At 44.5% G+C, this 23,229-nt stretch carries 24 protein-coding genes; 12 read left to right on the top strand and 12 right to left on the bottom strand.

The window, feature by feature from the left end; genetic code table 11:
• Positions 1-20: 20 nt before the first annotated feature.
• Positions 21-1,268, bottom strand: coding sequence for a paraquat-inducible protein A (locus tag F0232_RS06720; RefSeq protein WP_105059297.1), 1,248 nt, complete (start codon positions 1,266-1,268; stop codon positions 21-23).
• Between the two features lie 187 nt (positions 1,269-1,455).
• On the bottom strand, positions 1,456-2,322 hold the full coding sequence (locus tag F0232_RS06715; RefSeq protein ID WP_102426574.1) for a LysR family transcriptional regulator: 867 nt from the start codon (positions 2,320-2,322) through the stop codon (positions 1,456-1,458).
• A gap of 141 nt (positions 2,323-2,463) precedes the next feature.
• On the opposite strand from F0232_RS06715, the gene F0232_RS06710 reads away from it, so the two are divergent.
• Positions 2,464-2,838, top strand: coding sequence for a nuclear transport factor 2 family protein (locus F0232_RS06710; RefSeq protein ID WP_171750727.1), 375 nt, complete (start codon positions 2,464-2,466; stop codon positions 2,836-2,838).
• 210 nt (positions 2,839-3,048) lie between these two features.
• Here the strand turns inward: F0232_RS06710 and proX are convergent, their stop codons facing one another.
• From proX to proV, 3 genes are read right to left on the bottom strand one after another with little or no spacing between them, the layout of a single operon-like run.
• The gene (proX, locus tag F0232_RS06705) at positions 3,049-4,056 is read right to left on the bottom strand and encodes a glycine betaine/L-proline ABC transporter substrate-binding protein ProX (protein ID WP_017065372.1); all 1,008 of its coding nucleotides are present in this window, start codon (positions 4,054-4,056) and stop codon (positions 3,049-3,051) included.
• Complete coding sequence (gene proW, locus F0232_RS06700) at positions 4,049-5,143, bottom strand: glycine betaine/L-proline ABC transporter permease ProW (protein ID WP_171750726.1); 1,095 nt, start codon at positions 5,141-5,143, stop codon at positions 4,049-4,051. Before proW ends, proX begins: the two co-directional genes overlap by 8 nt.
• A 3-nt stretch (positions 5,144-5,146) precedes the next feature.
• Complete coding sequence (gene proV, locus F0232_RS06695; RefSeq protein WP_105059295.1) at positions 5,147-6,334, bottom strand: glycine betaine/L-proline ABC transporter ATP-binding protein ProV; 1,188 nt, start codon at positions 6,332-6,334, stop codon at positions 5,147-5,149.
• A gap of 700 nt (positions 6,335-7,034) precedes the next feature.
• On the opposite strand from proV, the gene F0232_RS06690 reads away from it, so the two are divergent.
• The gene (locus F0232_RS06690; RefSeq protein WP_105059294.1) at positions 7,035-7,772 is read left to right on the top strand and encodes an HAD-IIB family hydrolase; all 738 of its coding nucleotides are present in this window, start codon (positions 7,035-7,037) and stop codon (positions 7,770-7,772) included.
• Between the two features lie 49 nt (positions 7,773-7,821).
• On the opposite strand, the gene F0232_RS06685 is transcribed toward F0232_RS06690, so the two are convergent.
• The 3 genes from F0232_RS06685 to F0232_RS06675 form a co-directional block, all read right to left on the bottom strand.
• On the bottom strand, positions 7,822-8,034 hold the full coding sequence (locus F0232_RS06685; RefSeq protein WP_102431639.1) for a TIGR02450 family Trp-rich protein: 213 nt from the start codon (positions 8,032-8,034) through the stop codon (positions 7,822-7,824).
• 141 nt (positions 8,035-8,175) lie between these two features.
• A complete protein-coding gene (locus tag F0232_RS06680) occupies positions 8,176-10,623 on the bottom strand; it encodes a molybdopterin guanine dinucleotide-containing S/N-oxide reductase (RefSeq protein WP_105059293.1) in 2,448 nt (815 codons plus the stop codon).
• A 22-nt stretch (positions 10,624-10,645) separates the two neighbouring features.
• On the bottom strand, positions 10,646-11,740 hold the full coding sequence (locus tag F0232_RS06675; RefSeq protein WP_061031721.1) for a NapC/NirT family cytochrome c: 1,095 nt from the start codon (positions 11,738-11,740) through the stop codon (positions 10,646-10,648).
• A gap of 306 nt (positions 11,741-12,046) precedes the next feature.
• On the opposite strand from F0232_RS06675, the gene F0232_RS06670 reads away from it, so the two are divergent.
• Both F0232_RS06670 and F0232_RS06665 read left to right on the top strand, forming a co-directional pair.
• A complete protein-coding gene (locus tag F0232_RS06670) occupies positions 12,047-12,322 on the top strand; it encodes a nitrogenase-stabilizing/protective protein NifW (protein WP_105059292.1) in 276 nt (91 codons plus the stop codon).
• Positions 12,323-12,460: 138 nt separating this feature from the next.
• Complete coding sequence (locus F0232_RS06665; protein ID WP_105059291.1) at positions 12,461-13,585, top strand: M14-type cytosolic carboxypeptidase; 1,125 nt, start codon at positions 12,461-12,463, stop codon at positions 13,583-13,585.
• Positions 13,586-13,768: 183 nt separating this feature from the next.
• On the opposite strand, the gene F0232_RS06660 is transcribed toward F0232_RS06665, so the two are convergent.
• Positions 13,769-14,125, bottom strand: a complete 357-nt coding sequence (locus F0232_RS06660) for a PilZ domain-containing protein (RefSeq protein WP_105059290.1) — start codon at positions 14,123-14,125, stop codon at positions 13,769-13,771.
• A gap of 268 nt (positions 14,126-14,393) precedes the next feature.
• On the bottom strand, positions 14,394-15,020 hold the full coding sequence (locus tag F0232_RS06655; protein ID WP_061031724.1) for a LysE family translocator: 627 nt from the start codon (positions 15,018-15,020) through the stop codon (positions 14,394-14,396).
• A 209-nt stretch (positions 15,021-15,229) separates the two neighbouring features.
• On the opposite strand from F0232_RS06655, the gene F0232_RS06650 reads away from it, so the two are divergent.
• From F0232_RS06650 to F0232_RS06640, 3 genes are all read left to right on the top strand, one after another.
• Positions 15,230-16,498 carry a DEAD/DEAH box helicase gene (locus tag F0232_RS06650; RefSeq protein ID WP_061031725.1) on the top strand — a complete coding sequence of 423 codons (1,269 nt, stop codon included), beginning with the start codon at positions 15,230-15,232 and terminating at the stop codon, positions 16,496-16,498.
• A 277-nt stretch (positions 16,499-16,775) separates the two neighbouring features.
• On the top strand, positions 16,776-16,997 hold the full coding sequence (locus F0232_RS06645) for a hypothetical protein (protein WP_008222442.1): 222 nt from the start codon (positions 16,776-16,778) through the stop codon (positions 16,995-16,997).
• A gap of 124 nt (positions 16,998-17,121) precedes the next feature.
• Positions 17,122-17,424 carry a thiamine-binding protein gene (locus tag F0232_RS06640; protein ID WP_017065764.1) on the top strand — a complete coding sequence of 101 codons (303 nt, stop codon included), beginning with the start codon at positions 17,122-17,124 and terminating at the stop codon, positions 17,422-17,424.
• Between the two features lie 40 nt (positions 17,425-17,464).
• Here F0232_RS06640 and F0232_RS06635 read toward each other — a convergent pair whose 3' ends face one another.
• Positions 17,465-17,632, bottom strand: coding sequence for a hypothetical protein (locus F0232_RS06635; protein WP_162884289.1), 168 nt, complete (start codon positions 17,630-17,632; stop codon positions 17,465-17,467).
• 108 nt (positions 17,633-17,740) lie between these two features.
• On the bottom strand, positions 17,741-18,004 hold the full coding sequence (locus tag F0232_RS06630; RefSeq protein WP_081090307.1) for a DUF1289 domain-containing protein: 264 nt from the start codon (positions 18,002-18,004) through the stop codon (positions 17,741-17,743).
• A 188-nt stretch (positions 18,005-18,192) separates the two neighbouring features.
• Between F0232_RS06630 and F0232_RS06625 the strand changes: the two genes are divergently transcribed.
• The 5 genes from F0232_RS06625 (at position 18,193) to F0232_RS06605 (ending at position 23,164) form a co-directional block, all read left to right on the top strand.
• On the top strand, positions 18,193-18,639 hold the full coding sequence (locus F0232_RS06625; protein WP_061031726.1) for an META domain-containing protein: 447 nt from the start codon (positions 18,193-18,195) through the stop codon (positions 18,637-18,639).
• 426 nt (positions 18,640-19,065) lie between these two features.
• Positions 19,066-20,232, top strand: a complete 1,167-nt coding sequence (locus F0232_RS06620; protein ID WP_105059289.1) for an ABC transporter substrate-binding protein — start codon at positions 19,066-19,068, stop codon at positions 20,230-20,232.
• 5 nt (positions 20,233-20,237) lie between these two features.
• The gene (locus F0232_RS06615) at positions 20,238-21,938 is read left to right on the top strand and encodes an ABC transporter permease (protein WP_061031728.1); all 1,701 of its coding nucleotides are present in this window, start codon (positions 20,238-20,240) and stop codon (positions 21,936-21,938) included.
• On the top strand, positions 21,904-22,554 hold the full coding sequence (locus F0232_RS06610) for an ATP-binding cassette domain-containing protein (RefSeq protein ID WP_061031729.1): 651 nt from the start codon (positions 21,904-21,906) through the stop codon (positions 22,552-22,554). Before F0232_RS06615 ends, F0232_RS06610 begins: the two co-directional genes overlap by 35 nt.
• Positions 22,544-23,164, top strand: a complete 621-nt coding sequence (locus F0232_RS06605; protein ID WP_105059288.1) for a CDP-alcohol phosphatidyltransferase family protein — start codon at positions 22,544-22,546, stop codon at positions 23,162-23,164. The genes F0232_RS06610 and F0232_RS06605 overlap by 11 nt, the downstream gene beginning before the upstream one ends.
• Positions 23,165-23,229 lie beyond the last annotated feature (65 nt).

Genomic DNA, 23,229 nt, shown 5'->3' with positions numbered 1-23,229 from the left:
TTCACACCTCTTTGAGGAGATTACTTCCATATAATTCGAGAATCGAAAATCATCGCTGACAACATCGTAAATATCACGACAGCTGCAAACGACAGCGCCGCAGGCCCCGGGTAAATCGCCATAACGCCATCCAATTGAACCAATGCCACCAATATTGCGACAACGAAAATGTCTATCATCGACCAACGTCCAATGAACTCAGTCACGCGATAAACTTTAAGATAACGATTTGCCTTTTGCTCGGTCAGCCCATGCACCCTTTTGGCGTTCCAATACAGATATGCCAAGGCGACCATCTTCGCCATAGGGATAAACACGCTCGCGATAAGAATGATGAGTGCCACAGGGTATGAACCCATATTCCAAAGCAAGATCACCCCTTCCATGATGGTGGAACCTTCACTGGTTCCGAACGCAGACGTATACATCATTGGATATAGGTTTGCTGGAATATAGAAAACGACAGAGGTGAACAACAGCGCCCACGCGATTTGTAAGTTTTTGACTGGCTCAAAGTGATGTAAGTGAGTGTGGCAACGGGTACAACGGTGGAGGCTGTCGCTGTAATGGTGGACTTGCCCACAGATATGACAAGAAAGATGCTGCTTATTTTGAAATATGCTCCCGATCATTGGTTCTTGCGGGGCTTTGGTTGGTACCAAGCGATCCCATAACCAATCAAAATCGACTAAAGAGATGGTCTTAACCACCAGCATGGCATAGATACAAAACGCCCAGAATGATATCCCCATCGATACATCGGCTAATGCTGCGATCTTGATTAAGCTGACCAATACGCCGATCAAAAACACATCGACCATCAACCAAGGCTTTGCCCAACTTAATGACTTCAACGCCAAAAAGGTGAATCGGTTATCCGCATAATGAATGTGCTTCTTTCTGTCTACGAGCAGATTAAACCAGAGAGAAAGCACCAAAAAATAGGCAGGCAAAAGAATCACAGCCAGAAAAAGTAATATAGCAATCAGGCTGTTATCCATTCGATTCATCATATCAACAGCTTGATACAGGGTGATTTGCTGGCTAATTCCTTGAACGCTGAACGACATATACGGAAATGTCAGGCTCATGATTAAAGCAATAAGGCTAGCCGACGCATAAGCCATCACACCCTGCTCTTTATGATGGCCGAGGCTCGATAAGGTGTGAGAACATCTCGGGCAAGAAGCTTCACTGCCCGCAGACAGTTCTTCAAAATGACTAACCAGCCCGCATTCGTGGCACGACTTGGTAAAGCGCTCTGGCAATGACGTCCCCTTTGATGTTAATAAGCAACTAGACACTCTAGGTAAATATAAGTAAGGATTGGATTTTTTGCCAATGTCCACACTATTAAACGAACGCAATCTGGTAGAAATGAGAGGTAGGAAGATAGAAGATGACCGGTTTGTCATCTTCTATGTTAGTAATTGCACCGATAGCAACTGGTCGGCATCAAATTAAGCTTTGCTTGAGCTTCTCTTCTAATGCTTGAATACACAGCTTGATGGCGATAGGCGTATTAGAAGCAAATGGATTTAGCGCATAAACCGTGTTAGTCGGTAGTTGAAAGCTTGGCATTATGTCGACAACATCATTGGATGACTGAGAGAGGTAGAAATCTGGGATCACACCAATGCCAACGCCTGATTTGATTAAGGCAAGGCAACTATGGAATGAATTAGTGGTACAACTGGCTTGTTGTTGGTAAACGAAGTCTTGCTCACATTGAGAGCCAAAATGATGAGTCACCTGTTTTCCTTGCCATGAGTTAGCAATATAAGGAATTGATTCAAGTTCACGCTCTCGCATGCTTTCAACACCACACAACACGTCTTTAAATTCACCCAAGCGTTTCTGTTTGAGGTTACTGTCACGAGAACTGCCCACTCGTACCGCAAGATCAATATCGTGCTCCATGAAGTCTAAATGCTGATCGTCGCTTATCAGTTCTGGCTTTAACTTCGGATATTGTTTCATCAGATCGGCAATAACAGGCGCTACCAATAAATCCATCAACGCATTCGGTGCCGTGATACGAATCCGGCCTTGTGGCTCTTCTAGCTCGGCTTTTGCCATATCCCAAGCCGATTCAGCAATCACGTTGATGTCTTTGCAACTCAAATAAAAGCGCTCACCCATGCTTGTCAGAGTTTGTCTTCGTGTTGTGCGTTTAAGGAGAGAGGCGCCTAACTCTTGTTCTAGAATTTTGAGATGTTGACTGACGACAGATTTAGACAATTCTAGTTTTTCAGCCGCAGCCGAGACTGAACCCTGCTCTACGATATGAGCGAAAATCGACATCTGCTTTAGCTTACTCATTTTATTGTTCTCTTTTTACAAACGGTATTTTCTATTATCTCTGTTTTTCAAGTTAATTACCAAAGCTAAACTGTATTCAACTTATCGAGATAACCCAATCAAAAACACAGTGTTTCAAAGAAGACTGTTATGGAGAAAACAATGTCAAACAATCAAGTATTAGAAGCGTGTAAGCAAGGCATTAACGCATGGCAAAAAGCATTCAACAGCCAAGACGCGAAAGGTTGTGCGGACCAATATACAGAGAACTGCGTAATGGAAGCTCGTCCATTTGGTACTTTTGAAGGTCGTGAAGCGATTCAAGCATTCTGGCAAGGTATCATAGACCAAGGCTTCAAAGACGTTGATTACACTGACGTGAAATGGGAAGAACACCCAGAAGGCGGATACATCCTTACCGCTAGTTGGACAATGAACAAAGCATTTGGTGTTGTACACCGTGAACACTGGGCAGTACAAGAAGATGGTAAAGCTCGTCTTGTCAGCGATGACTTCGAAGTTCAAGGTGAACGCTAGAGCTGTAATTAAAGGCTAGAAGCTCAAACCTCAAAATAGAAACAGAAAACAAAAAGCCAGCAATCCAAATGGACTGCTGGCTTTTTAATGTTCACTCTTGTCGCCATTTCACTTGATTTGAAGGTGATTGAGTGACTCTACACAATCACTCAACACGCTCATCATTTCAAATCAAAATGTCTGGTAAGACAGAACAAATCCAAGTCTAAGTTACAGTGCAGCTTTCTTCGCTTCTGTAATCCAACCATCGAACGTGCTTTGGTTCGCTTTGATCCAACCGTTTACGTGCGCTTCGATATCCGCAGAGCTGTTCTTACCTTTACTCATCATCATGTTCTGAGCACTTACATCATTGATATTAAGTTTGATGATTTCGAAAAGCTTCGCTGCTGATGGGTTGTTCTTAGCAAACTCTTTGTTCGCAATGATGCGCATTGAGTTCATTTCGAAGCCGTAGTTTTTACCGTTAGATAACGTCGTATCCACGTTCGAACGTTCGCCAGGAAGTGCTGAGAAAGGTACTTCTAACCAAACCACATCTTCGTTAGGCACCAGTACGCCACTTACCCAGTAAGGTGTCCATGTGTAGTAAAGGATTGATTCACCCTTTTGGTAACGAGAAATCGTGTCTGCGATGATTGCAGCGTAGTTACCTTGGTTGTGAGTCACCGTATCGTCCAGTTTGAACGCTGAAAGTTGATGTTCAATCACCATCTCACACCCCCAACCTGGGTTACAGCCTGTTAGATCTGCTTTACCATCACCGTCCGCATCAAACAGCTTCGCGATTTTTGGATCGGTTAATTGACCAATGTTAGTGATGTTGTACTTTTCAGCCGTTTTCTTATCAATTAGGTAACCTTGAGCAGCGCCGCTTACATATTGGCCTTCACGGTAGAATTTCTCATCACCACCAGCCATTGTGTATTTGTCAGCATGAAGCGGGAACCAACCTACTGTTAGGAACGTTGCATCACCCTTTGCAATTGAAGTGTAACCTACGTTGTAATCCACTTCTTGAGTTGATTTCACGTCATAACCCAGTTCTTCTAGAGCACGGTTAACGATCAATGTTTGGAACGTCTCTTCCGCTACAGACGATTGAACAGGCTGAACTGATACGCCCTCACCCGGTAGGCTTGCTGCCCACACGTTAGTCGATACCGCTAATGTAGAAACGATGCTTACTGCGAGTTTACTCTTCCATGAATTATTCATTGGTGTTTTTCCTTAATTGAAGTTCTGATTTGTTACCGCGATTAAGTACATTCAGTACAAGGGAAACAGGTCCCATGCGATACCAGCGTAATTTTGTATTACCAGCGTTGACACCCAGTACTTGGGTGATGCGGTCTAATAAGATGGCTAAGATAACGATACCTAAGCCACCAACAGCGGCCAGTCCCATATCTAAACGGCCAATACCTCTCAGTACCATTTGACCTAAACCGCCTACCGCAATCATTGATGCGATAACCACCATAGATAGCGACAACATCAGTGTTTGGTTCACGCCCGCCATGATAGTTGGCAATGCAAGTGGTAGTTGAATTCGGTAAAGCATCTGCTTTTTGCTTGCACCGAATGAGTGACACGCTTCGATCAATTCTTCCGGTACTTGCTGAATACCCAAGATGGTCAAACGCACAACAGGAGGAAGTGCGAATATGATGGTCACTACTACACCCGGAACGTTACCGATACCAAACAACATTACGATCGGTACTAAATAAACGAAGGCTGGTGTGGTTTGCATAGCATCCAAAATTGGGCGCACGAATTTGGCTGCCGTGTTACTTCGGGCGAGCCATATACCCATGGGTAAGCCAATCAATAGACAAAAGAATACGGATGTCATGACCAGTGACAGTGTGGTCATTGCTTCAGACCAAGCACCAATCAGGCCAATGAAAGTCAAAGATACGGCCGTTGCAACGCCAAGCTTCAAGTTTGAAAACTGCCATGCGACTAAAAACAGAATGATCAACATGAATGGGGCTGGCGTAGACACCAACGCCGTTTCAAATGAACTTAGAATAAAATCGATAGGCACACGGATCGCTTGAAATAATGGGCGTCCGTGCTCAACTAACCAATTCAGTCCAGACTCTACCCAAGTGTCGACAGGCAAAACTGCCTCTGCAAAAGGGTTCAGTGGATCAAAAGGTGTCGCTTCAACTGTTTCGCTGCTTAACCAATCTGCTGATGGTGAGGTATCAGCTGCTTGACCCCAAGGATCACTTGCAGGTTGAGCTGCAGGAGCCGATTGAGACCATGGGTCATTATTTGTTTGTTCAGACGACATGATCTACCCCTTATCCAATGTTTGTAACAGTCGTGACTTAGTTACCACGCCAAAGTAATTACCTTGCTCATCCACAACAGGCACTGAGTAAGGCACACCACCAACTAGGCCAAGCACATCATTGATTGGTAAATCAGGGTTCAGCGTTAATCCATCATCGAGCTGCGCGCTGACGAGTGATTTGTTCTCTTTGTGAGCTTTACGAAGCGAGTCAATAGAGACAATGCCAGAGTAACGGCTGCTCTTCTCAACTACGATTCCGTATTCGCGGTCGTTATCCATTAAAATTTGCAGAGCGGACGCCGGGCCATCGTGTTCTGACTTTTTAAATACCGCGGCTGGCTTCTTACGCGCAATGTCTTTCACAGTAAGCACGCTTGCCACGTTCACACCGCGGAAGAAAGCTTCGACATAATCGTTGGCTGGCTTATTAAGAATATCGTCTGGAGTACCTACTTGAACCACTTCGCCATTTTGCATAATCGCTATTCGGTCACCGATACGCATCGCTTCATCCAAATCATGCGAGATAAAAACAATGGTTCGTTTATCGTCATTTTGAAGGCGAATAAGCTCATCTTGCATTTCTGTACGAATCAAAGGATCGAGCGCCGAGAACGCTTCATCCATCAACAAAATATCTGGGTCACATGCTAGTGCACGAGCCAAACCAACACGCTGCTTCATACCACCAGATAGTTCATCTGGGTAAGATTCTGAATATGCGCCAAGACCTACACGTTCTAGCGCTTCAAGTGCTGACTGCTTTCGTTGTTCAACTTCAATACCCGCAAGCTCTAGACCAAACGCAGCATTCTCTATAACCGTCATATGCGGCATCAAAGCGAAATTTTGGAAAACCATCGAGATGTTGTTGCGGCGAACTTCGCGGAGTTCATCTTCTGAGATGTGGGCAATGTCTTTGCCTCGAAGAAGCACATTGCCTTTGGTAGGTTCGATCAAGCGGTTAAGAAGGCGTACTAGGGTTGATTTGCCAGATCCTGACAGTCCCATTATGACGAAAATCTCGCCTTCTTGAATACTAAGAGAAACATCGTTAACGCCGATCGTTAGACCTGTTTCTTCGAAAACTTTGTCTTTGTCCGCACCTTGATTAATCATCGTAAAAGCGCGGTCGGTGTCTTCACCAAACACCTTGTACAGTCCCTTAACTTCCAGTATGGGATCCATGTAGTCTAATCCTTTCTTAGTTATCTAAACTTATAGTTACTTAAGCTTAAAAACTGTTATTTAAACTTAAAAACGGTTATTTAAATTTAAATAATTACTTATTTAAACTCAAAAAACGATTAGCACTCTAAGTAAATAATCAATGTAAATCAAGGGGGCTCGTACTGTAACTCACCCACAAAACCACCAATCCCCTAGAGAAATTAATGATTAAAAACAAAGCTGCAAACACCCAACACACTGAAAACAAAAGATATTAAAACAACAAGACCGCTTGCAACATTATGTATTGCTTACTGATAGATTATTGAATATTTATTTTACATTTGAGCAATTAATACGCGAAACAGACCAAGAATAGGACCAAATAGTTCGTGTACAAATAATTCGAATACAAACTATTTATTAAGATTTAATGACGTTTTAGATGCAAGCATCCAACCTGTTGTAAAGATCAAATACACCACTCGTATTTAGCCTAAAAACCAAAGGGGAATCGGCTAAAACCAACGAGACAAAATCGAGTTTTTCAACCCAGAATTTCAAAACATCACACCAACTGTGATACTTGCTGCAAACTGTTCAATATCGATTATCTAAGCCACAAGACAACTTGTAGAGTGCTCACTGCTGAGCCATTCTTTATAAAAGAAATAGACATTTTCCCGCGATGAATGAGAGAAAAAGACAAGGAATTCGAATGATAAAAATGCTGGTGTGTGACTTTGACGGGACGCTGGATGGAGGATCTTCTCATGGCGTTAATCAGTTATTTGACTACCTAACCGAGCAACCTGATATCCGTTTTATCATTGCGACAGGAAGAACTCTGCCGTCAATTCGAGTTGGGTTGGCGTCTGATAACTACCCTAAACCACACAGCATTATCAGCGATGTTGGCACTAGAATTCATCACGTTCACTCCCAAAAACCCGATCATGTTTGGCACAATCAATTAGAAGCGTCGTGGAACAAATCCAAAGTAGAGACAGCACTCGCACCACTCGACTTTATGGGCGAACGCTTTGAAAATCATCAAGGAGATTACAAGATTACTTTTGAAGGGAAGCTGTCTGAACCTCAACATGAGTTGATTGAATCAAGCTTGGAGTCGCACGGGTTAGATGTACACCTCACCTACTCCCACGACTGGTATTTGGACATCACACCAAAGGGCGTCAATAAGGCTACTGCGATTCATCACCTGCTCAAGCAGCATGGTTTGAGCGTAGAAGAAGTGTGTGTCGCGGGCGACTCTGCAAACGACACATCCATGCTAACGATAGAGGGTGTAAATTCGATATTGGTTGCTAACCATTATCCAGAAGTGGCGCACCTATCAGACAGAGACAATGTGTACACCAGCACAGCAACGCACGCTGAGGGTGTGTTAGAGGGGCTCAAATACTGGCAAAAGCGAGCGTCGAGCATCCGATAAACGCTAGTTAGCCATTAACAACAGATTCTAATCAAACAGGCTTCTAGCCCTACTTCCAGCCTGGGAGCCAATTTTGATTATCAGTAAGCTCACGCCAATTGATGTCTTCTTCTCGTTTGGTCATTACCGCCTCTATCATGCAGCGCACGACCTCCCCTTCATCAAATTCTACTTCTGTGACCATAAAGTGCTTTTCTTTCTTTACAGGGCTAACGGCCGTCCATTTACTGCGAAGTAGTTTCTTTGGATTGATTCGATTCATGATCTTATTTCTCGCTTAGATGTCATTGATTATTATGGATTGTCTAGCCGACATTGAGTAATAGTCTTCATCGCAAGAAAAGGATCAAAAAAAGCCAGCGATTAGGCTGGCTTCGTTCGGTTAGCTATTTCTCGTTAAAGATTAGCCGTTTTTAGGTGGATCAAATGCCGTCAGTTCTAAAACTGGACCTGTATATTTTTCAATCTTCACAAGCGCAGAGTTTGCAGCACAACCATTTGCCAAACGAGAGGTCGGAATATCCAACGTAAGTACGTTACAGCCGCCGTTTTTACATAGGCCTGTATCTTTATCTAAATCTGGCCAACCGCCTTCATGGATACATACAGAGCCTTGTTTGATGCCATCAGTCACTAATGCACCAACCAATACTTGGCCACGACCATTGTGTGCACGAACCAAATCACCTGTTTTAATGCCACGCGCTTTTGCGTCTTCAGGGTGGATTGAAATCGGCTCGCGGTCTGCGATAGCGTACTCTTCACGAATCTTCGCGTAGTTGAACTGACTATGTAGACGGTGCGCCGCGTGCGCTGTCATCAATTGCAGTTCGCCATCTTTAGCATTGCCGGTGTACTCTGTTGGCTCCATCCAAGTTGGATGTGGAGGACAATCATCAAGCTTGTAACCTTCAATCGTTTTCGAGAATATTTCAATCTTACCACTTGGTGTACCTAGTGGATTCATGATTGGATTCTCTCGGAAGTCAGCGTAACGAACAAACTGTGCGTTCTTCTCGTTCCACTTCATCTCAATGAGTTGGTTATCATCCCAGAACTTGCTGAAGTTAGGCATTACGATGCGCTGACCACGACCGCCTTGCTGTGCTGTTTTGTAGAAACCGTATAGCCATTCCATTTCGGTCTTGCCTTCGGTGTACACATCACGGCCGCCCGGAGCAAGCAACTCAGACATGTCCGAAAACACATCGAAGTCATTACGCGCTTCACCTTGAGGCTCAACGACTTTCTTCATTGGCACTAGGTGCTGGTTACTGTAGTCACCTGTCATCGTCATATCATTACGTTCAAACGATGTAGTAATTGGCAACACAATATCCGCGTGTTTAGCTGCTGCTGTCCAGTAAGGTTCTGAGATAACAATCAGCTCAGGTTTTTGCCACGCTTTGATCAAGCGGTTGGTATCTTGGTGGTGAGTAAAGTTTGCACCGCCTGCCCACCAGATCATTTTGATCTCTGGGAACGTTAGGTTGTGGCCATTGTGATGGTAGCTTGAACCCGGATTTTCTAGCGCTTCAACAATACGCGCGACAGGGAATGCATTCACAGATCCTGAAACTGCCCAGTCGTTACCCGCCGATGAACCACCGCCAAGCGACGCTGAAATAGCAGGAAGTACACCAGCATCACGAGCAGGGTTACCACCGTTTGAGTAGTGGTAAGAAAGACCGAAACCACCACCAGGTAAACCAACTTGACCTAGCATTGTCGCTAGCGTAACCAACATCCAGTGGCGTTGTTCACCGTATTGTTGACGCTGCATACCCCAGCCAGACATCAGCATAGTACGGTTCTTACTGAAGATATCAGCAAGTAGTTCAAGCTGCTTCACTGGCACACCACAGATCTCAGACGCCCACTCAGCAGATTTTTCAACGCCGTCTTCTTTACCCATTAGGTAAGCTTCGAATACGTCATAACCTGTTGTGTATTTGCCCAAGAATTCTTTGTCGTGTTTACCCTGCTTCACTAATGTGTGCGCAATACCCATCATCATGGCTACGTCAGTCATTGGGTGCGGAGCAATCCACTCAGCGTTATCGCCAAAGAACTCGATAGTTTCGGAGCGCATTGGATCAATCGCGATCACTGTCTTGCCCGATTTCTTCAACTGGTGAAAGAATTCAAGACCTGCACAGTCTGTTGAGCTCCAAGCGATCTTCAAAGTATTGATTGGGTTTAGACCCCAAAGTACCACCACATCACTGTGCTCAAGGATTACCGGGTAAGTCGTTTGTTGCTCGTATACTTCAATCGAACCGACCACGTGCGGCATGATGACCTGCGCAGCACCTGTTGAGTAATCGCCTAAGTGACCAGAGTAACCACCAGCCATGCTCATGTAACGTTGTAGAAGTGTTTGCGCTTTATGTAACACACCACTTGAACGCCAACCGTAAGAACCTGCAAATACCGATTCTGCTCCGTGCTCTTTACGAATACGTGAGTGTTGTTGGTGAATCAGTTTGTACACTTCATCCCAAGATATACGAACAAACTCATCGCTACCACGTATACCTTCAGGTGCCGATGGGTTGGCCAAGTAGCCTTTACGAACCATAGGGTATTTAACACGCGCTTTAGTGTGTACTTGGTCAGGGCCTGTAGTTTGTAGGCTGTTTGGAACGGTTTGTGCCAGTGCATTCGTGGTTGACACTAACTTGCCATCTTTCACTTCACACAGCATTGGTCCCATACGGCCTGATGTTAGAACACCAGAACCGCGCTTGTCAGAAGCCATTGCGCTCATCGGCGTCAAGGATGTGAATGCCAACGCACCAGCAGTGATACCTGTGCCTTTCATAAATCCACGACGGGTCATATTAGTCATAATTTTATCCTTCTAATTCTCTTTAGTGACCAACAACGTCTTTCGCGTGGTTTTGGAAGTACTTAGTCAGCAGCTCAAGGTTTTGCTCAGAAATGTCGGTACGGTCGCCCATACTTTTCGCAACAGGTCCCCAAGCATTCACGGTGAAGTGGTTTGAAGGAATCTTCGCGTGACACGTTGCACAATAAACATTGTCCAACTCTTCTGCGTAAGACCAGATTGGGTCTAGGCTATCGACAACTGGATCAGTAATGTCACCCGTTAACGCAACAGAACGCCACTCGTTACCGTAAGCATCGGCTTCGTATTCACCGGTAGTCAGTGCTTCTTGACCTTTGTCTGTCAGTGTCGCAACGATTGCACGTTGACCTTCTCCGAAGTAAAGCACTTGCTCTGCGCCTTTCATTTGGAACGCATTCAGAGTCACCGTACGGTTGTCGCCTTCAGCTTTAACCACTTCAAGTTCGGCCGTTGGGTTTACGCTACCGAATTCGCCCATTGCGATGTCGGTTACTGGGTAAACCACTTTCGCATCCGCTGGCGTGTTTTTGGTAAAGGCAATCAGGGTATCGAACGCTTTGCTGTCTAGCTGAGCTTCAGGAGCAAAGTGCGCGACGCCTTTGTGACAGTCGATACACGTTTGGTTGTTCTCTTGGCCGTAAGCGTGCATTTTCGCCGCATCACGAGATTGCTCGAACTCTTCCATTGCATCGAATTCGTGACAAGAGCGACACGTCGCTGAGTCATTCTCACGGAATTGAGCCCATACTGTTTCAGCCATCTCTTCACGATGTGCTTCGTATTTCTCAGGTGTGTCGATCTTACCTGAGATGAATTCGTGGTAGATGTCTTTAGACGCTCTTACTTTGGTGATCACATAGTCAATCGGATCCGTTGGGATGTGGCAATCGGCACATTCAGCTCGAATGCCTTTTGCGTTACTGAAGTGAACTGAACCTTGGTATTCTTTGTGAGGTGCTTCCATCGTGTGGCAAGAAACACAAAACTCAGTGCTCGATGTATAGTGCATAACGGCTGCAGTTCCCCCTAAGGTTAACCAGCCAATGCCTATACCAACCGCCGCTATTAGTGCGATATAACGTTTTTTTATTGTCATAATTCTTAATCATCTTCAACAATTGGTTACAATTGAGATCAGAATAGTACTTTAGGGGTAGATCTGTTTGATTTGGATCATCAATCGCAACCTGAGGAACAAAAAATGAACCTTTCTGAGAGCTTGATGTCACTTTTAAAAATTAGCGCCCCAACAACCCAATTACCATGCAAATACAAGGCTCGCGTTAGATTTCAATAACTGATTAATCCAACAATAAAGACACTAAACTCGCTCCCAAATCAAAGAAGTAAATTGTAAATCTAATACAATGTCGGCTAACTCTTTTCATAAACTCTTCACTCCATGAACCAAACAGAATTCCAGCAAAAAATAGCGAGCTTCACCTCCATCGAACAAGCGCTTGATTACTTTGAAATTGGGTTTGATAGCAAGTTCATCGAGCAAAACAGAATCGAACTCGTTAAGCGATTTAATGGTTATCTGATTCTTGCGAAACCTGATGATTGGTTTTCTGGACGAAGAGTGCTAAAAAACGCTTATTGCAAGGTGCAACGTAGCAAGTTAGATCGCCACACACGTTCTGCCTGTCGTGGGTGTACCACTTGCCAGCGCCGATAGTTGGAAAGTGGGTTGTTGAAAAATAGACCACTAAAAATGAGATAGTTGAAATAACATCTCATTACGATTTAGTTAGTGGTTTGCTCGAAAAAAAGTGTGCTAGTCTTACGGCAACTCAACTACGAGATAAAAACTACAATGAAAATTTTCAGCAATTTCGAAAGCGGCAACATTCACGTCGTTTCAGCAGATTCACCACAAAACATTCAACTGACTATCCCAGCAGACAACCAGACTGAAATCTCTCAGTGGTTCCACTTCCGTTTAGAAAGCGATGCTCAACAAGCACACCACTTTGAAATCGGTCAACTGGCAACGTCTGCATACCCTGAAGGCTGGAAAGATTACGATGTGGTTGCATCGTACGACCGCGAAGAGTGGTTCCGTATTCCATCTCAGTTCGATGGCGACACGCTAAGCTTCGATATCATTCCTGAGCACGATTCAATTTACTTCGCGTACTTCGCACCGTACTCATACGATCGTCACCAAGATCTTCTGCACAGCGCGCAAACGCACCCGGCTTGTAAGCTTGAAACTCTGGGCCACTCGTTAGACAACAATGACATCACTTTGCTAACCATTGGTGAGCCAAGTGAAGAGAAGAAAAACATTTGGGTTATTGGTCGTCAACACCCTGGCGAGACAATGGCTGAATGGTTGATTGAAGGCCTGCTTCAGCGCCTACTTGACGAAACAGACACGGTAGGTCGTTCTCTGCTAGACAGCGTAGTATTCCGCGTTGTTCCTAACATGAACCCAGATGGCAGTATCCGCGGTCACCTTCGTACTAATGCGATTGGCGTTAACCTGAACCGTGAATGGCAATCGCCTTCTATGGAACGTAGCCCAGAAGTATTCCTTGTTCGCGAGCGCATGCTAGAAACGGGCGTAGACCTGTGCCTAGACATTCATGGCGACGAAGCGATTCCATATAACTTTGTAGCAGGTAGCGAAGGCACGCCTTCATATAACGAGCGCATTGCTAAACTAGAGAATCACTTCAAGCAAGCACTACTCACGATTACACCAGAGTTCCAAGATGAGTTTGGTTACGATAAAGACGAGCCAGGAAAAGCGAACATGACAGTTGGCACAAACTGGATTGGTGAGCAGTTCAAGTGTTTGGCTTACACCGTGGAGATGCCATTTAAAGATCACATCAGCCACGCTGACGAACTTTACGGCTGGTCTCCAGAGCGCAGTGTTGCGTTTGGTCACGACATGCTAGCGGCAGTTTGGGCAACAGTAGACGAGCTATAAAGCTAACTACGCGCCCTAGCTTTACTCATAAGCCTAGATCTATAAAAATCTGGCAACAAGAGTCTTGGCTATCAAAAGCAGGCCTATCGATAGAATAAAGCCCTAGCACTTGCGAAAGTGCTAGGGCTTTTTAGTGTTTATTTATGATTAACGATTGATTGAGCCACCTAGCTCTAGACGCCGTTATGCGACTCTCAGGCTTGCAAAAAAGACTGGGTACTTCTTTCGAATGTGCCTTTGCTCAGACACCATATCCTTAAAACTTGGGCCTTGTGATAACTTAACAATCACTTCATCGCCTTCTTGGCGTAACACGGCACCACTAATAGTGACACTGTTGTTTCCGTGCAGCCTCAAAGTACCTGCCATAGAGAAGCCACGATATACCGGGATGATATTACGCATCATAAGGCGAACACCCTTTTCAGAAACCTCACTGACATGAAAAAGCTCATCCTTAATTCGCATCACCGGACGTGCCTTGTGTGGGTACTTCAAACGGTAATATTTGCGCTTCTGAATGAATGACTTTTCACTCATCTGTGACTCCCTGTCTCTGTTTATTCGCAGTAGCAAACTGGCCGTTCATTTCAACTATTCGTAACTATCGAACAACCGAATAGCCTTCCGCCCCAGTTTGTAACTCAACTTAGATATTCACCAAACTAATAACTGACTATTATATCGACATTATGCGTTATTGCTTTAGGCATTTGTGTAGAGAGTCACGGATTCCCTATGATTCACTAAAAAGTGAGATATGAGTCGTATCATCTCAGCCTCAATACCTCATAAAAGATCATAAAACCTAAAGCTGAAATAAAGCCAGCTGAATACTGAACCCAACAAATAGCACGCCACATACAATATTCATCATCTGCGAGGTGCGCTTTTGAACCAACAAGCGTTTGAAGGTATCTGCCATTAAAATCACAACTAAGAACCACATTGAAACAACCATTGCCTGAATCCCGCCAAGAATCAGGCTGTCGGAGACAATTGCATCTGTAGTCACAAATTGAGGGAAGATCGATAGATAAAACAGGACGATTTTCGGGTTAAGCAGATTCGTAAGTAGCCCTTTAAAAAACTGGCTATAGAGTTTGCTCCCGGATGCACTCACGACAGAAAGCACGCCCTCTTGAGCACGCAGTGCCGCACGAAAATGGTTGTAACCTAACCAGATAAGATACAACACACCCACCCACTTCAGCCCCTCAAATGCCATTGGCGTTTTCGACAATAACAGGCTGATACCATTTGCAGAGATAAAAGCGTGGAAAAAGAAACCACATGACACGCCCAACACATTCACAAATGCGAACAACTTCCTTTGAGTCAACGCAGTGCTTAGTACAAGCAAGGCATTGGGTCCTGGAATAATGGCAATAAAAAAGACAATAACAATGAACAGCCAGATACTATCCCAACTCATTTTGTTCTCATACAGTGAAGGTTTTTAGGGCAGACATTGTACGTCCAATTGATACCATTACAATATGCTCAACGCTTAATTAACTAGTATGGCTAGCGTGCTAAGTTAGCGCATATAATAATTACGTTTATCGTGAAGCAAACAAAACTGATTCTCTAACATTTCTAGCCCTGTTAGACTTCATCTCCCTTTCGATACTTGGTTCATTTATGTCATTTGATAACCTAAGCCTTAAAGTAAAAACCGTTGCTGCTATCCCATCTCAATTCGATAAGCCGACTGAGATACAACAAGCGGCCATTCCTAAGATTGTTTCCGGAAAAGATGTACTTGCATTAGCGCAAACAGGCAGCGGAAAAACATTGGCTTTTGGCTTACCTTTGCTAAACAACATCGACCAAGATTCGAATAAACTGCAAGCACTGATCATCGTTCCAACGCGCGAGCTAGCATCTCAAGTGACTGAGTCTTTACAACCGATCGCAACCGCCCTGTGTATCAAAACAGTAACGCTCACGGGCGGTGTGAATACAGATGAACAACAGCAGCAATTATCAACCACACCTCAGCTCGCTATCGTTACACCAGGGCGCCTGCTTGCACTCATTAAAAGTGGCGAGTTGGAGTTAACTCAATGCACATCAATGGTTTTAGATGAAGCTGACCGATTGATCGACATGGGCTTTTGGCCAGATATTCAAGCGATCACCGCAGCTCTGCCGACTAAACGCCAATCACTGTTATTCTCAGCGACACTTCCTCCAGAGTTGATTAATCAGGCTGAAACGCTTTTATCAAACCCAGAGAAGATCACAACGCATCAAGAAAACAGCGTTGTCGAAACGATTGAAGAAACACTGTATCTAGTAAACAAAGGCAGTAAAGCTCAGGCATTAATCGCACTGCTCAATCAGAACCCATGGCCACAAGTATTGGTGTTTATGGGCGCGAAAGACAATGCAGACGCATTAACCAAACGGTTAAACAAAGCCAAAATCAGCGTGAGTGCATTACATGGTAACAAGAGCCAAGAAGAGCGCGCGCAGGCGTTAGACAGCTTCAAAAATGGTGATACCCGTGTGCTTATCGCGACCGATGTTATGGCTCGTGGCATCCATATTGATCAGCTACCTATTGTCATTAACTTTGAGTTACCGCCTCATGCAGCGACTTATGTACACCGCGTTGGAAGAACGGCGAGAGCAGGAAGTACTGGTTGTGCAATCTCGCTGGTCAGCCACAGTGAAACTGACTACCTCACTGCCATTCGCACTTTAACCAACAAAACACTGCCGCTACAGTCATTGGAAGGCTTCCCAGTCACAGACAAACCAGCATCAGAATCAACGGCTCGTAAGCGCCCACCGAAAGACAAAATGGCAAACCGCAGAACGGCGAAAAAGAAGAGCGTCAAACAGTTTAAGAGCAAACCGAATAGCTCTAGATCCAACAGCGCTAAGCCAACGAGATCAAAGTAGAGCGATAGCAACGAGTCAACCTCAGTGCTCAAACTTAGAGGCTGTCATTTCAATTAAATTCAGCCCAGAATTTTCTGGGCTTTTTTGCGCTTCAAATAGCCGCTTCCTAGACCTAAATATGACAATAATGCTGCTCGTTAGATGACATTTTTATGAATTACGAAGGCAAGGTATTGATTCTTGGTCGCTCAAAAAAAATACTTTCTGAACACGTTGACGCCCCTATATCTGGCAACTAGATTTTTCTATTAGTGTCTAAAACCAGGAGGTCATTGAAATGAAACGTGCTAGCTCTACATATCGATTACAACTGATAAAGGAAGTGGCAACTCGCCGAGATCGTCAACGTTCCAATGACCCGATGGCAAACTACATTCAAACCCTAATCGATAACAAAGAAGATTGTGATACGTCGGTTGAACGCAACCAAAGATTCAGTGGTAATCATTTTGACGAACACATTGGTGGCTGGGTTAGCGATCATTGGGGTAGTAAATAAAACCAAGAAAAACCCACCAGCTTTGCTGCTGTAGAATTAATCTCCGCATTAACCTATCATCTGCAACCACTTCCAATCATTGAGTAAGCAGAAAGTGTCTGAGTTAAAAAGAGAAAAAGAAGTGATGGTTGCCTTCCAAGTGATCCCTCGCGTTAAAGAAGGCAACAACTTCGAAGTGGTTGATAAAGCTATTGAAGTTGTGAAAGCTGCCGATGTGCCTTTCCAAGTCGGTGCGATGGAAACCACGATGAAAGGTGAACTTAACCAATTACTCGATATCGTAAAAAAAGCAGAACAAGCTTGCTACGATGCAGGGGCTGTAGAAGTTATCACAAACATTAAGATCCACAGTAAAACCACCGAGGCCGATGATACATTTTGCACTTACCATCGGGGTGTGACGAAAGCAAATCATATGTTTGTCTGAGAAAGTGCCATTAAAGCAAGGCTCTGAAGAACCCGTGGTGTTATTGAAAAGGCATGTCTGAAAGGTGAGAAAGGATTTCCATTCGCTCTTCTTCTGACATCGAGTGCCAATCTCGTGGGCTCTCTTCAGGGTCATCTTTCGCCCCAATCGGTTTTCGGTCCAGTGCTTTGACGGGCTCTGTTTTGAGTTTTACGTTCTTTTTATTCATACCGACACCACTCCTCTGGTACAAAGGTACCTATCTTAATATTACACCCCAACCATTATGTAAAGTAATAGTTACTTCGGAGTTAAATAAAATCTTAATACATCCTCTTTAGCCAAAAAGATCTCTTTGGGGACTTGTATTTCCCTCTTCGTCGACCTGTTTACCAACCAAGTTTTTTTGCTTCATTATTTTTCGTCTATAGCGCTGACGACACAGCTTTATCACGTGCAATTGCTCTGCGGGAGTCATCGACATCCAATTAAAGCGCTCTTCTCTTTTGCGCATACAACCATTGCAATAGCCTTTGTCATCACTTGAGCAAACCCCAACGCAAGGGCTTGGAACTTGGAAAAACTCTAACTGCTCCACCATGCCTCCTTACACATTCAAAATTACGCTTACTATCTCAAAAATAAGCGATTAAGTTGTCGCCACGCCTACGAAATCCATACTAAACTATGACCTTATACTGACACATATAGTGTTTTGTAAACTATACTTTTAAACCATCAAGTTACAGATTTTCGGTAACTTCGTTTTTTCCTTTGGAGCCTTATAATATGAAGTTTAGTTCAAAAAAATTACTAGCAGTAGCCGCTTTACCTATGATGCTAGCAGCATGCACAACAACAGGTGATAACGCGATGCAAGTAACACCAACCGATCTACAGCACCATAATTGGGAACTTGCGCAAATTGATGGCAAGGACATTGAGAAAAGCGAACACCAAGCGACACCTCGCCTAGAAATCGGTGAAAAGATGACTGCAAACGGCGTAGCTGGTTGTAACAACTTCTTTGGCCAAGGCGAGCTGAAAGACGGTCAATTCCGCATTAAGCAAATGGGCATGACTATGAAAATGTGTCACGGCTCAGCGATGGACATCGAGCAATCAGTTTCTGCTACTCTAAGTGAGTGGAGCGACGTAACCCTAACAAAAGATACGCTAGTACTTAAAAACGATGTACACACGCTAACGTACACAATTCGTGACTGGGTAAACTAATCTGTCATCGACATCAAATACCGAAAAGGAGCCTCCATGGCTCCTTTTTTATTGTCCGCTTCAAAGTTCAATCTACTCAAAACCACTCTTCACACCCGCTTTTCGTGCCAAGCTCCAATAAATAACAAAAAAACCTCATTTAGGTGTAATTAATTCACCGCTTCAACGGTCTGTTGCTAGGATGGCAAAAGCCCAGAGTCTGTTGAGTTTCATAGATAACTACACATTGAACAAAACTCAACTGAGAACTCCCTAGGTCTTCTCAAGTAATTGATTGAATTTACTGTTGAATTAGAATTTATTTGAGAAACAGATAGAATAACTATTATGCCGTGTTGATCTTTCGTTAGCCACGAAAGGTCGACATGGCCAAGGGAGTTCGAAAACACAATGCTCTTGCCCGTTCACTACCAAATGGAAAAGTTTATGAACAAGATAGTAAGTACGTTAGGAATCATGGCAACCGTTGCCTACAGCGCAACCATTTATGCTGATGAAGCAACATCCACCGATAGCTGGAATAAAATAGAACAGCAGGCAGAAGGACAAACTGTCTACTTTCACGCTTGGGGCGGAAGCCAAGAGATCAACCGTTACCTACAATGGGCAGGCAAGAAGTTACAAAGTGACTATGGCGTAACGTTAAAACATGTAAAAGTCACAGATATCGCTGAAACAGCAACTCGCCTACTTGCGGAGAAAGCCGCAGGTAAGAATAGCGAAGGCAGTGTCGATATCGTTTGGATCAACGGTGAGAACTTCCGTTCAATGAAAGACAACAAACTGTTGTTTGGGCCATTTACAGAATCCCTTCCTAACTGGAAGTACGTCGATAAGTCTTTACCCATTGATGTCGACTTTTCTGAACCAACGGAAGGGCTAGAAGCACCTTGGGGCGTTGGGCAATTGGTGTTCATTCACGACCAAGAAACACTGCACAATCCGCCACAATCGTTTTCAGAGATGTTGAGCTACGCTCAGGCATTCCCTAACCGTTTAAGCTACCCTCGCCCACCAGAATTTCATGGTACTAGCTTTATTAAGTCTTTACTGATTGAGCTAACCAACAACAGCCCTGAACTCGCGAAGCCTGTTTCAGAAGAGAACTTCCAAGCGATCACTGCACCATTATGGGCTTACTTAGATAAATTCCACAAAGTTGCATGGCGCGGTGGTAAACAATTCCCTGCAGGCACATCAGAGAGCATTCAGCTTTTGGATGACGGACAACTCGACCTCGCAATTACATTCAATCCAAACTCTGTGTATTCAGCGCAATCAAGTGGTCGTTTAGCAGAAACAACCAAAGCTTATGCGTTGGAAAACGGTGCTTTATCTAATATCCACTTCCTTGCGATCCCTTGGAATGCCAATGCTACCGCAGGCGCACAAGTGACCATCAACTTCTTGTTAAGCCCAGAAGCACAATCGCGCAAAGGTGACCTCAATGTTTGGGGTGACCCTTCAGTATTGAGCAGCAAGTACCTAACAGGTAGCGCTAAGAATACTCAGCAATTTAAATCGATTGATGAACCACACCCAAGCTGGCAAAACGCACTCGAGAAAGAGTGGCTAAAACGATACGGTAACTAAGCTCGATGCTACGTGCTCTATATTTTGTCGTTATAGTGGTATGCATTATCCCAACAATTCCTGGGGTAGCGGGAGTAGTGGCTTCGTCACTCAGTTATATCCCGCCCTTAGGGTTGATGGAGCCCTCTCTCAACGGTTTTAGCCAAGTATTCCAATGGGAAGGCGCTTGGCACTCTATTGGTTTGAGTCTTGGTTCTGCGATTGCGAGCAGCTACATCGCATGCTTTCTTACCTTTTGTATTCTCCAAGCTTCGTGGAGAAACCGATTTTGGAGAAAGATCGAACTGACCCTTTCACCTATGCTGGCTATTCCCCATGTGGCTTTCGCCATTGGCTTTGCTTTTCTATTTAGCCCGACAGGTCTCGGAGCGAGAGCTGTGCATCATTTGCTTGGTGAATCCGCGACCAGTTCCGAGTTAGCGTTACTCGTAAAAGATCCGTATGCATTTGGCTTGATCATTATGTTGGCACTTAAAGAAGTGCCTTTCTTATTGCTCATGAGTATATCGATACTTCAGCAAATTGACGTTGAGCGTATTACTAAGGTGAGTGCTTCATTGGGTTATAGTCGCTCACAGATATGGTGGAAGTGCATTTTCCCACAATGGTTCACCAAGCTTCGCTTCCCAATGTTGGCGGTGCTCGCTTACAGCGTATCGGTTGTCGATATTGCGCTAATCATTGGCCCAACTAACCCGCCTACTTTTGCCGTTTTAGTATGGCAATGGTTTAACGATCCCGATCTTAACCTACTGCCGAGAGCAGCGGCTGGCGCTATTGTTCTGTTTGGCTTAGCGTCCTTGATCATCGCCTTAGCCCGCTTCATTGAATGGGCTGTATTGAAGTTCTTTAGAGCTTGGCAATATTCGGGGCGAACAGGCATTAAACTACCAGGAAAAACCGTATTCACAGCTTTGGCAACACTATCACTCGCAATCATTCCTTTGATGATGATTTGGAGCGTGGCTCAACGTTGGCGCTTCCCTGACTTACTTCCGAGTCGCTACAGCATGCGCTTTTGGGAATTTGAATGGGATGGCATCATGAGTACCGTTGGTCAAAGCTTATGGATTGGTCTAATCGCAGCTTCAGTTGCGCTGGTCCTTGCACTGATTGCTCATGAGTACCGAATCAAATACAAGTGGCAAGTGCCTGGTTTTGTTATCGCAATTCCGATGTTGATCCCACAGCTATCGGTATTATTTGGTATGCAAGTCACCACGCTGTATGTAGGAAGTAATGCCTATGAATTCTGGGTGATTTGGGCGCACGTATTCTTCGCCTTCCCATTTGTCTATTTATCTTTAGATGGACCATGGAAAAGCTTCAACGATGGACTTATTAAAGCATCACTCAGCTTGGGCAAATCGCCATTTCAAAGCTGGTACTCCATCAAGCTACCTATCTTATTACCTGCCATTGCCTTTGCGTGGGCCGTTGGTATCAGCGTGAGTTTGGCTCAATACTTACCAACACTGATGCTAGGTGCAGGGCGTATTAGTACCATCACCACAGAATCTGTCGCCCTAACGAGCGGCTTCGACCGTAGAGTGACCGCCATTTATGCTATTTGGCAGGCCTTGTTGCCTCTGTTCTTTTTCTCTTTAGCGATATTAGTCAGCCGACTTCAACTCAGATATCGCCGTCTTACTTTCAAAGGTTTCTTAAGTAATGAGTCTGTACCTCAACGACCTCGCCATCCGTAAAACCGATGGCGAATCGCTGTTTTCAGCGCTAAATGTAACATTAGAATCGGGCCAGATACTGGCATTGATGGGACCGAGCGGTTGCGGTAAATCCACCTTATTGGACGCCATCGCAGGCCACTTGAATGAAGAGTTTTCGTATTCTGGAAGTGTTGTTTTGAATGACATTCAACTGGACGATCTCCCATCACACCAACGTAAGGTCGGTATTCTTTTTCAAGATGATCTATTGTTCCCTCACTTAAAAGTATGGGAAAACTTGGCATTCTCACTACCTAATTCGGTTAAAGGCTCTGCTCGCCAACAGCAAGCCATGGCAGCGTTAAAAGACATTGAACTGACACACTTAGCAGAGTCTTTTCCCGATCAGATTTCTGGTGGCCAACGAGCGAGAATCAGTTTAACTCGTATGTTATTGGCGAAGCCTAAATTGGCTCTACTTGATGAACCATTCAGTAAGTTAGACCAAGAGCTCAGAGCACAATTTCGAGACTGGGTATTTGAGCAATTAACCAAAGCTAATATCCCAACCCTGATGGTGACGCACGACGAAGCAGATGTGCCTCAAGGGGCTCAAGTACTCTCTTGGCCATGGAGAAGCAACCATGCTGGATAAGTACTCAATAAAGGTCATCAAGTGGCCATTAAACCAGTCTGCAAAAGTACTGAATCGAGTCGGTATTACCGCTAATCAAATCACCCTATTCGGTTTTTTGGTCGGTTGTTTGGCGTTTCCGGCGTTAGCGTTTGAGCAATATGAGTGGGCGTTGGGCTTCATCATTTTCAACAGAGTTTGTGATGGGCTTGATGGCGCCTTGGCTCGAATCCAAGGTATCAGTGATGCGGGCGGTTTCCTCGACATCAGTTTAGATTTCCTTTTCTATTCACTGATCCCTTTTGGTTTCGTGATTGCCAATCCAGAACACAACGCCATTGCCGGCGCATTTTTGATCTTCTCTTTTATCGGTACAGGCAGTAGCTTTTTGGCGTTTGCGGTGATGGCGGGCAAACGAGGTATTGAGAATCCAGTGTACAAGCACAAGTCGCTCTACTACATGTCTGGCCTAACCGAAGGGACAGAGACCATCGCCTGTTTCATTGCCTTTTGTATTTGGCCACAACACTTTGCTGTTATCGCCTATACCTTTGGTGCAGCATGTTGGCTCACCACATTTATGCGTATCTATTTTGGGTTCCAAACTCTTAAGACTCAGCAAGAGAGTTAGCGGTCTAACAAACGACACAAACAAGAACAAAAACGCCACTCAATATGAGTGGCGTTTTCTTTTCT

The sequence above is a fragment of the Vibrio sp. T3Y01 genome (genome assembly GCF_013114525.1).
Taxonomy (GTDB): domain Bacteria; phylum Pseudomonadota; class Gammaproteobacteria; order Enterobacterales; family Vibrionaceae; genus Vibrio; species Vibrio chagasii_B.
Note: the sequence above shows the minus strand (reverse complement) of the source record. Positions and strands in the feature narration are given on the sequence as shown.

Bases quoted from the DNA above. Each gene is read 5' to 3' on its own strand.
- F0232_RS06650 (WP_061031725.1), top strand. From the start codon at position 15,230: ATGTCATTTGATAACCTAAGCCTTAAAGTAAAAACCGTTGCTGCTATC.
- F0232_RS06680 (WP_105059293.1), bottom strand. From the start codon at position 10,623: ATGACTAATATGACCCGTCGTGGATTTATGAAAGGCACAGGTATCACT.
- F0232_RS06675 (WP_061031721.1), bottom strand. From the start codon at position 11,740: ATGACAATAAAAAAACGTTATATCGCACTAATAGCGGCGGTTGGTATA.
- F0232_RS06615 (WP_061031728.1), top strand. From the start codon at position 20,238: ATGCTACGTGCTCTATATTTTGTCGTTATAGTGGTATGCATTATCCCA.
- F0232_RS06715 (WP_102426574.1), bottom strand. From the start codon at position 2,322: ATGAGTAAGCTAAAGCAGATGTCGATTTTCGCTCATATCGTAGAGCAG.
- F0232_RS06620 (WP_105059289.1), top strand. From the start codon at position 19,066: ATGAACAAGATAGTAAGTACGTTAGGAATCATGGCAACCGTTGCCTAC.
- F0232_RS06670 (WP_105059292.1), top strand. From the start codon at position 12,047: ATGAACCAAACAGAATTCCAGCAAAAAATAGCGAGCTTCACCTCCATC.
- F0232_RS06660 (WP_105059290.1), bottom strand. From the start codon at position 14,125: ATGAGTGAAAAGTCATTCATTCAGAAGCGCAAATATTACCGTTTGAAG.
- F0232_RS06605 (WP_105059288.1), top strand. From the start codon at position 22,544: ATGCTGGATAAGTACTCAATAAAGGTCATCAAGTGGCCATTAAACCAG.
- F0232_RS06630 (WP_081090307.1), bottom strand. From the start codon at position 18,004: ATGGTGGAGCAGTTAGAGTTTTTCCAAGTTCCAAGCCCTTGCGTTGGG.
- F0232_RS06625 (WP_061031726.1), top strand. From the start codon at position 18,193: ATGAAGTTTAGTTCAAAAAAATTACTAGCAGTAGCCGCTTTACCTATG.
- proX (WP_017065372.1), bottom strand. From the start codon at position 4,056: ATGAATAATTCATGGAAGAGTAAACTCGCAGTAAGCATCGTTTCTACA.
- proW (WP_171750726.1), bottom strand. From the start codon at position 5,143: ATGTCGTCTGAACAAACAAATAATGACCCATGGTCTCAATCGGCTCCT.
- proV (WP_105059295.1), bottom strand. From the start codon at position 6,334: ATGGATCCCATACTGGAAGTTAAGGGACTGTACAAGGTGTTTGGTGAA.
- F0232_RS06690 (WP_105059294.1), top strand. From the start codon at position 7,035: ATGATAAAAATGCTGGTGTGTGACTTTGACGGGACGCTGGATGGAGGA.
- F0232_RS06645 (WP_008222442.1), top strand. From the start codon at position 16,776: ATGAAACGTGCTAGCTCTACATATCGATTACAACTGATAAAGGAAGTG.
- F0232_RS06640 (WP_017065764.1), top strand. From the start codon at position 17,122: ATGGTTGCCTTCCAAGTGATCCCTCGCGTTAAAGAAGGCAACAACTTC.
- F0232_RS06635 (WP_162884289.1), bottom strand. From the start codon at position 17,632: ATGAATAAAAAGAACGTAAAACTCAAAACAGAGCCCGTCAAAGCACTG.
- F0232_RS06610 (WP_061031729.1), top strand. From the start codon at position 21,904: ATGAGTCTGTACCTCAACGACCTCGCCATCCGTAAAACCGATGGCGAA.
- F0232_RS06685 (WP_102431639.1), bottom strand. From the start codon at position 8,034: ATGAATCGAATCAATCCAAAGAAACTACTTCGCAGTAAATGGACGGCC.
- F0232_RS06710 (WP_171750727.1), top strand. From the start codon at position 2,464: ATGTCAAACAATCAAGTATTAGAAGCGTGTAAGCAAGGCATTAACGCA.
- F0232_RS06665 (WP_105059291.1), top strand. From the start codon at position 12,461: ATGAAAATTTTCAGCAATTTCGAAAGCGGCAACATTCACGTCGTTTCA.
- F0232_RS06655 (WP_061031724.1), bottom strand. From the start codon at position 15,020: ATGAGTTGGGATAGTATCTGGCTGTTCATTGTTATTGTCTTTTTTATT.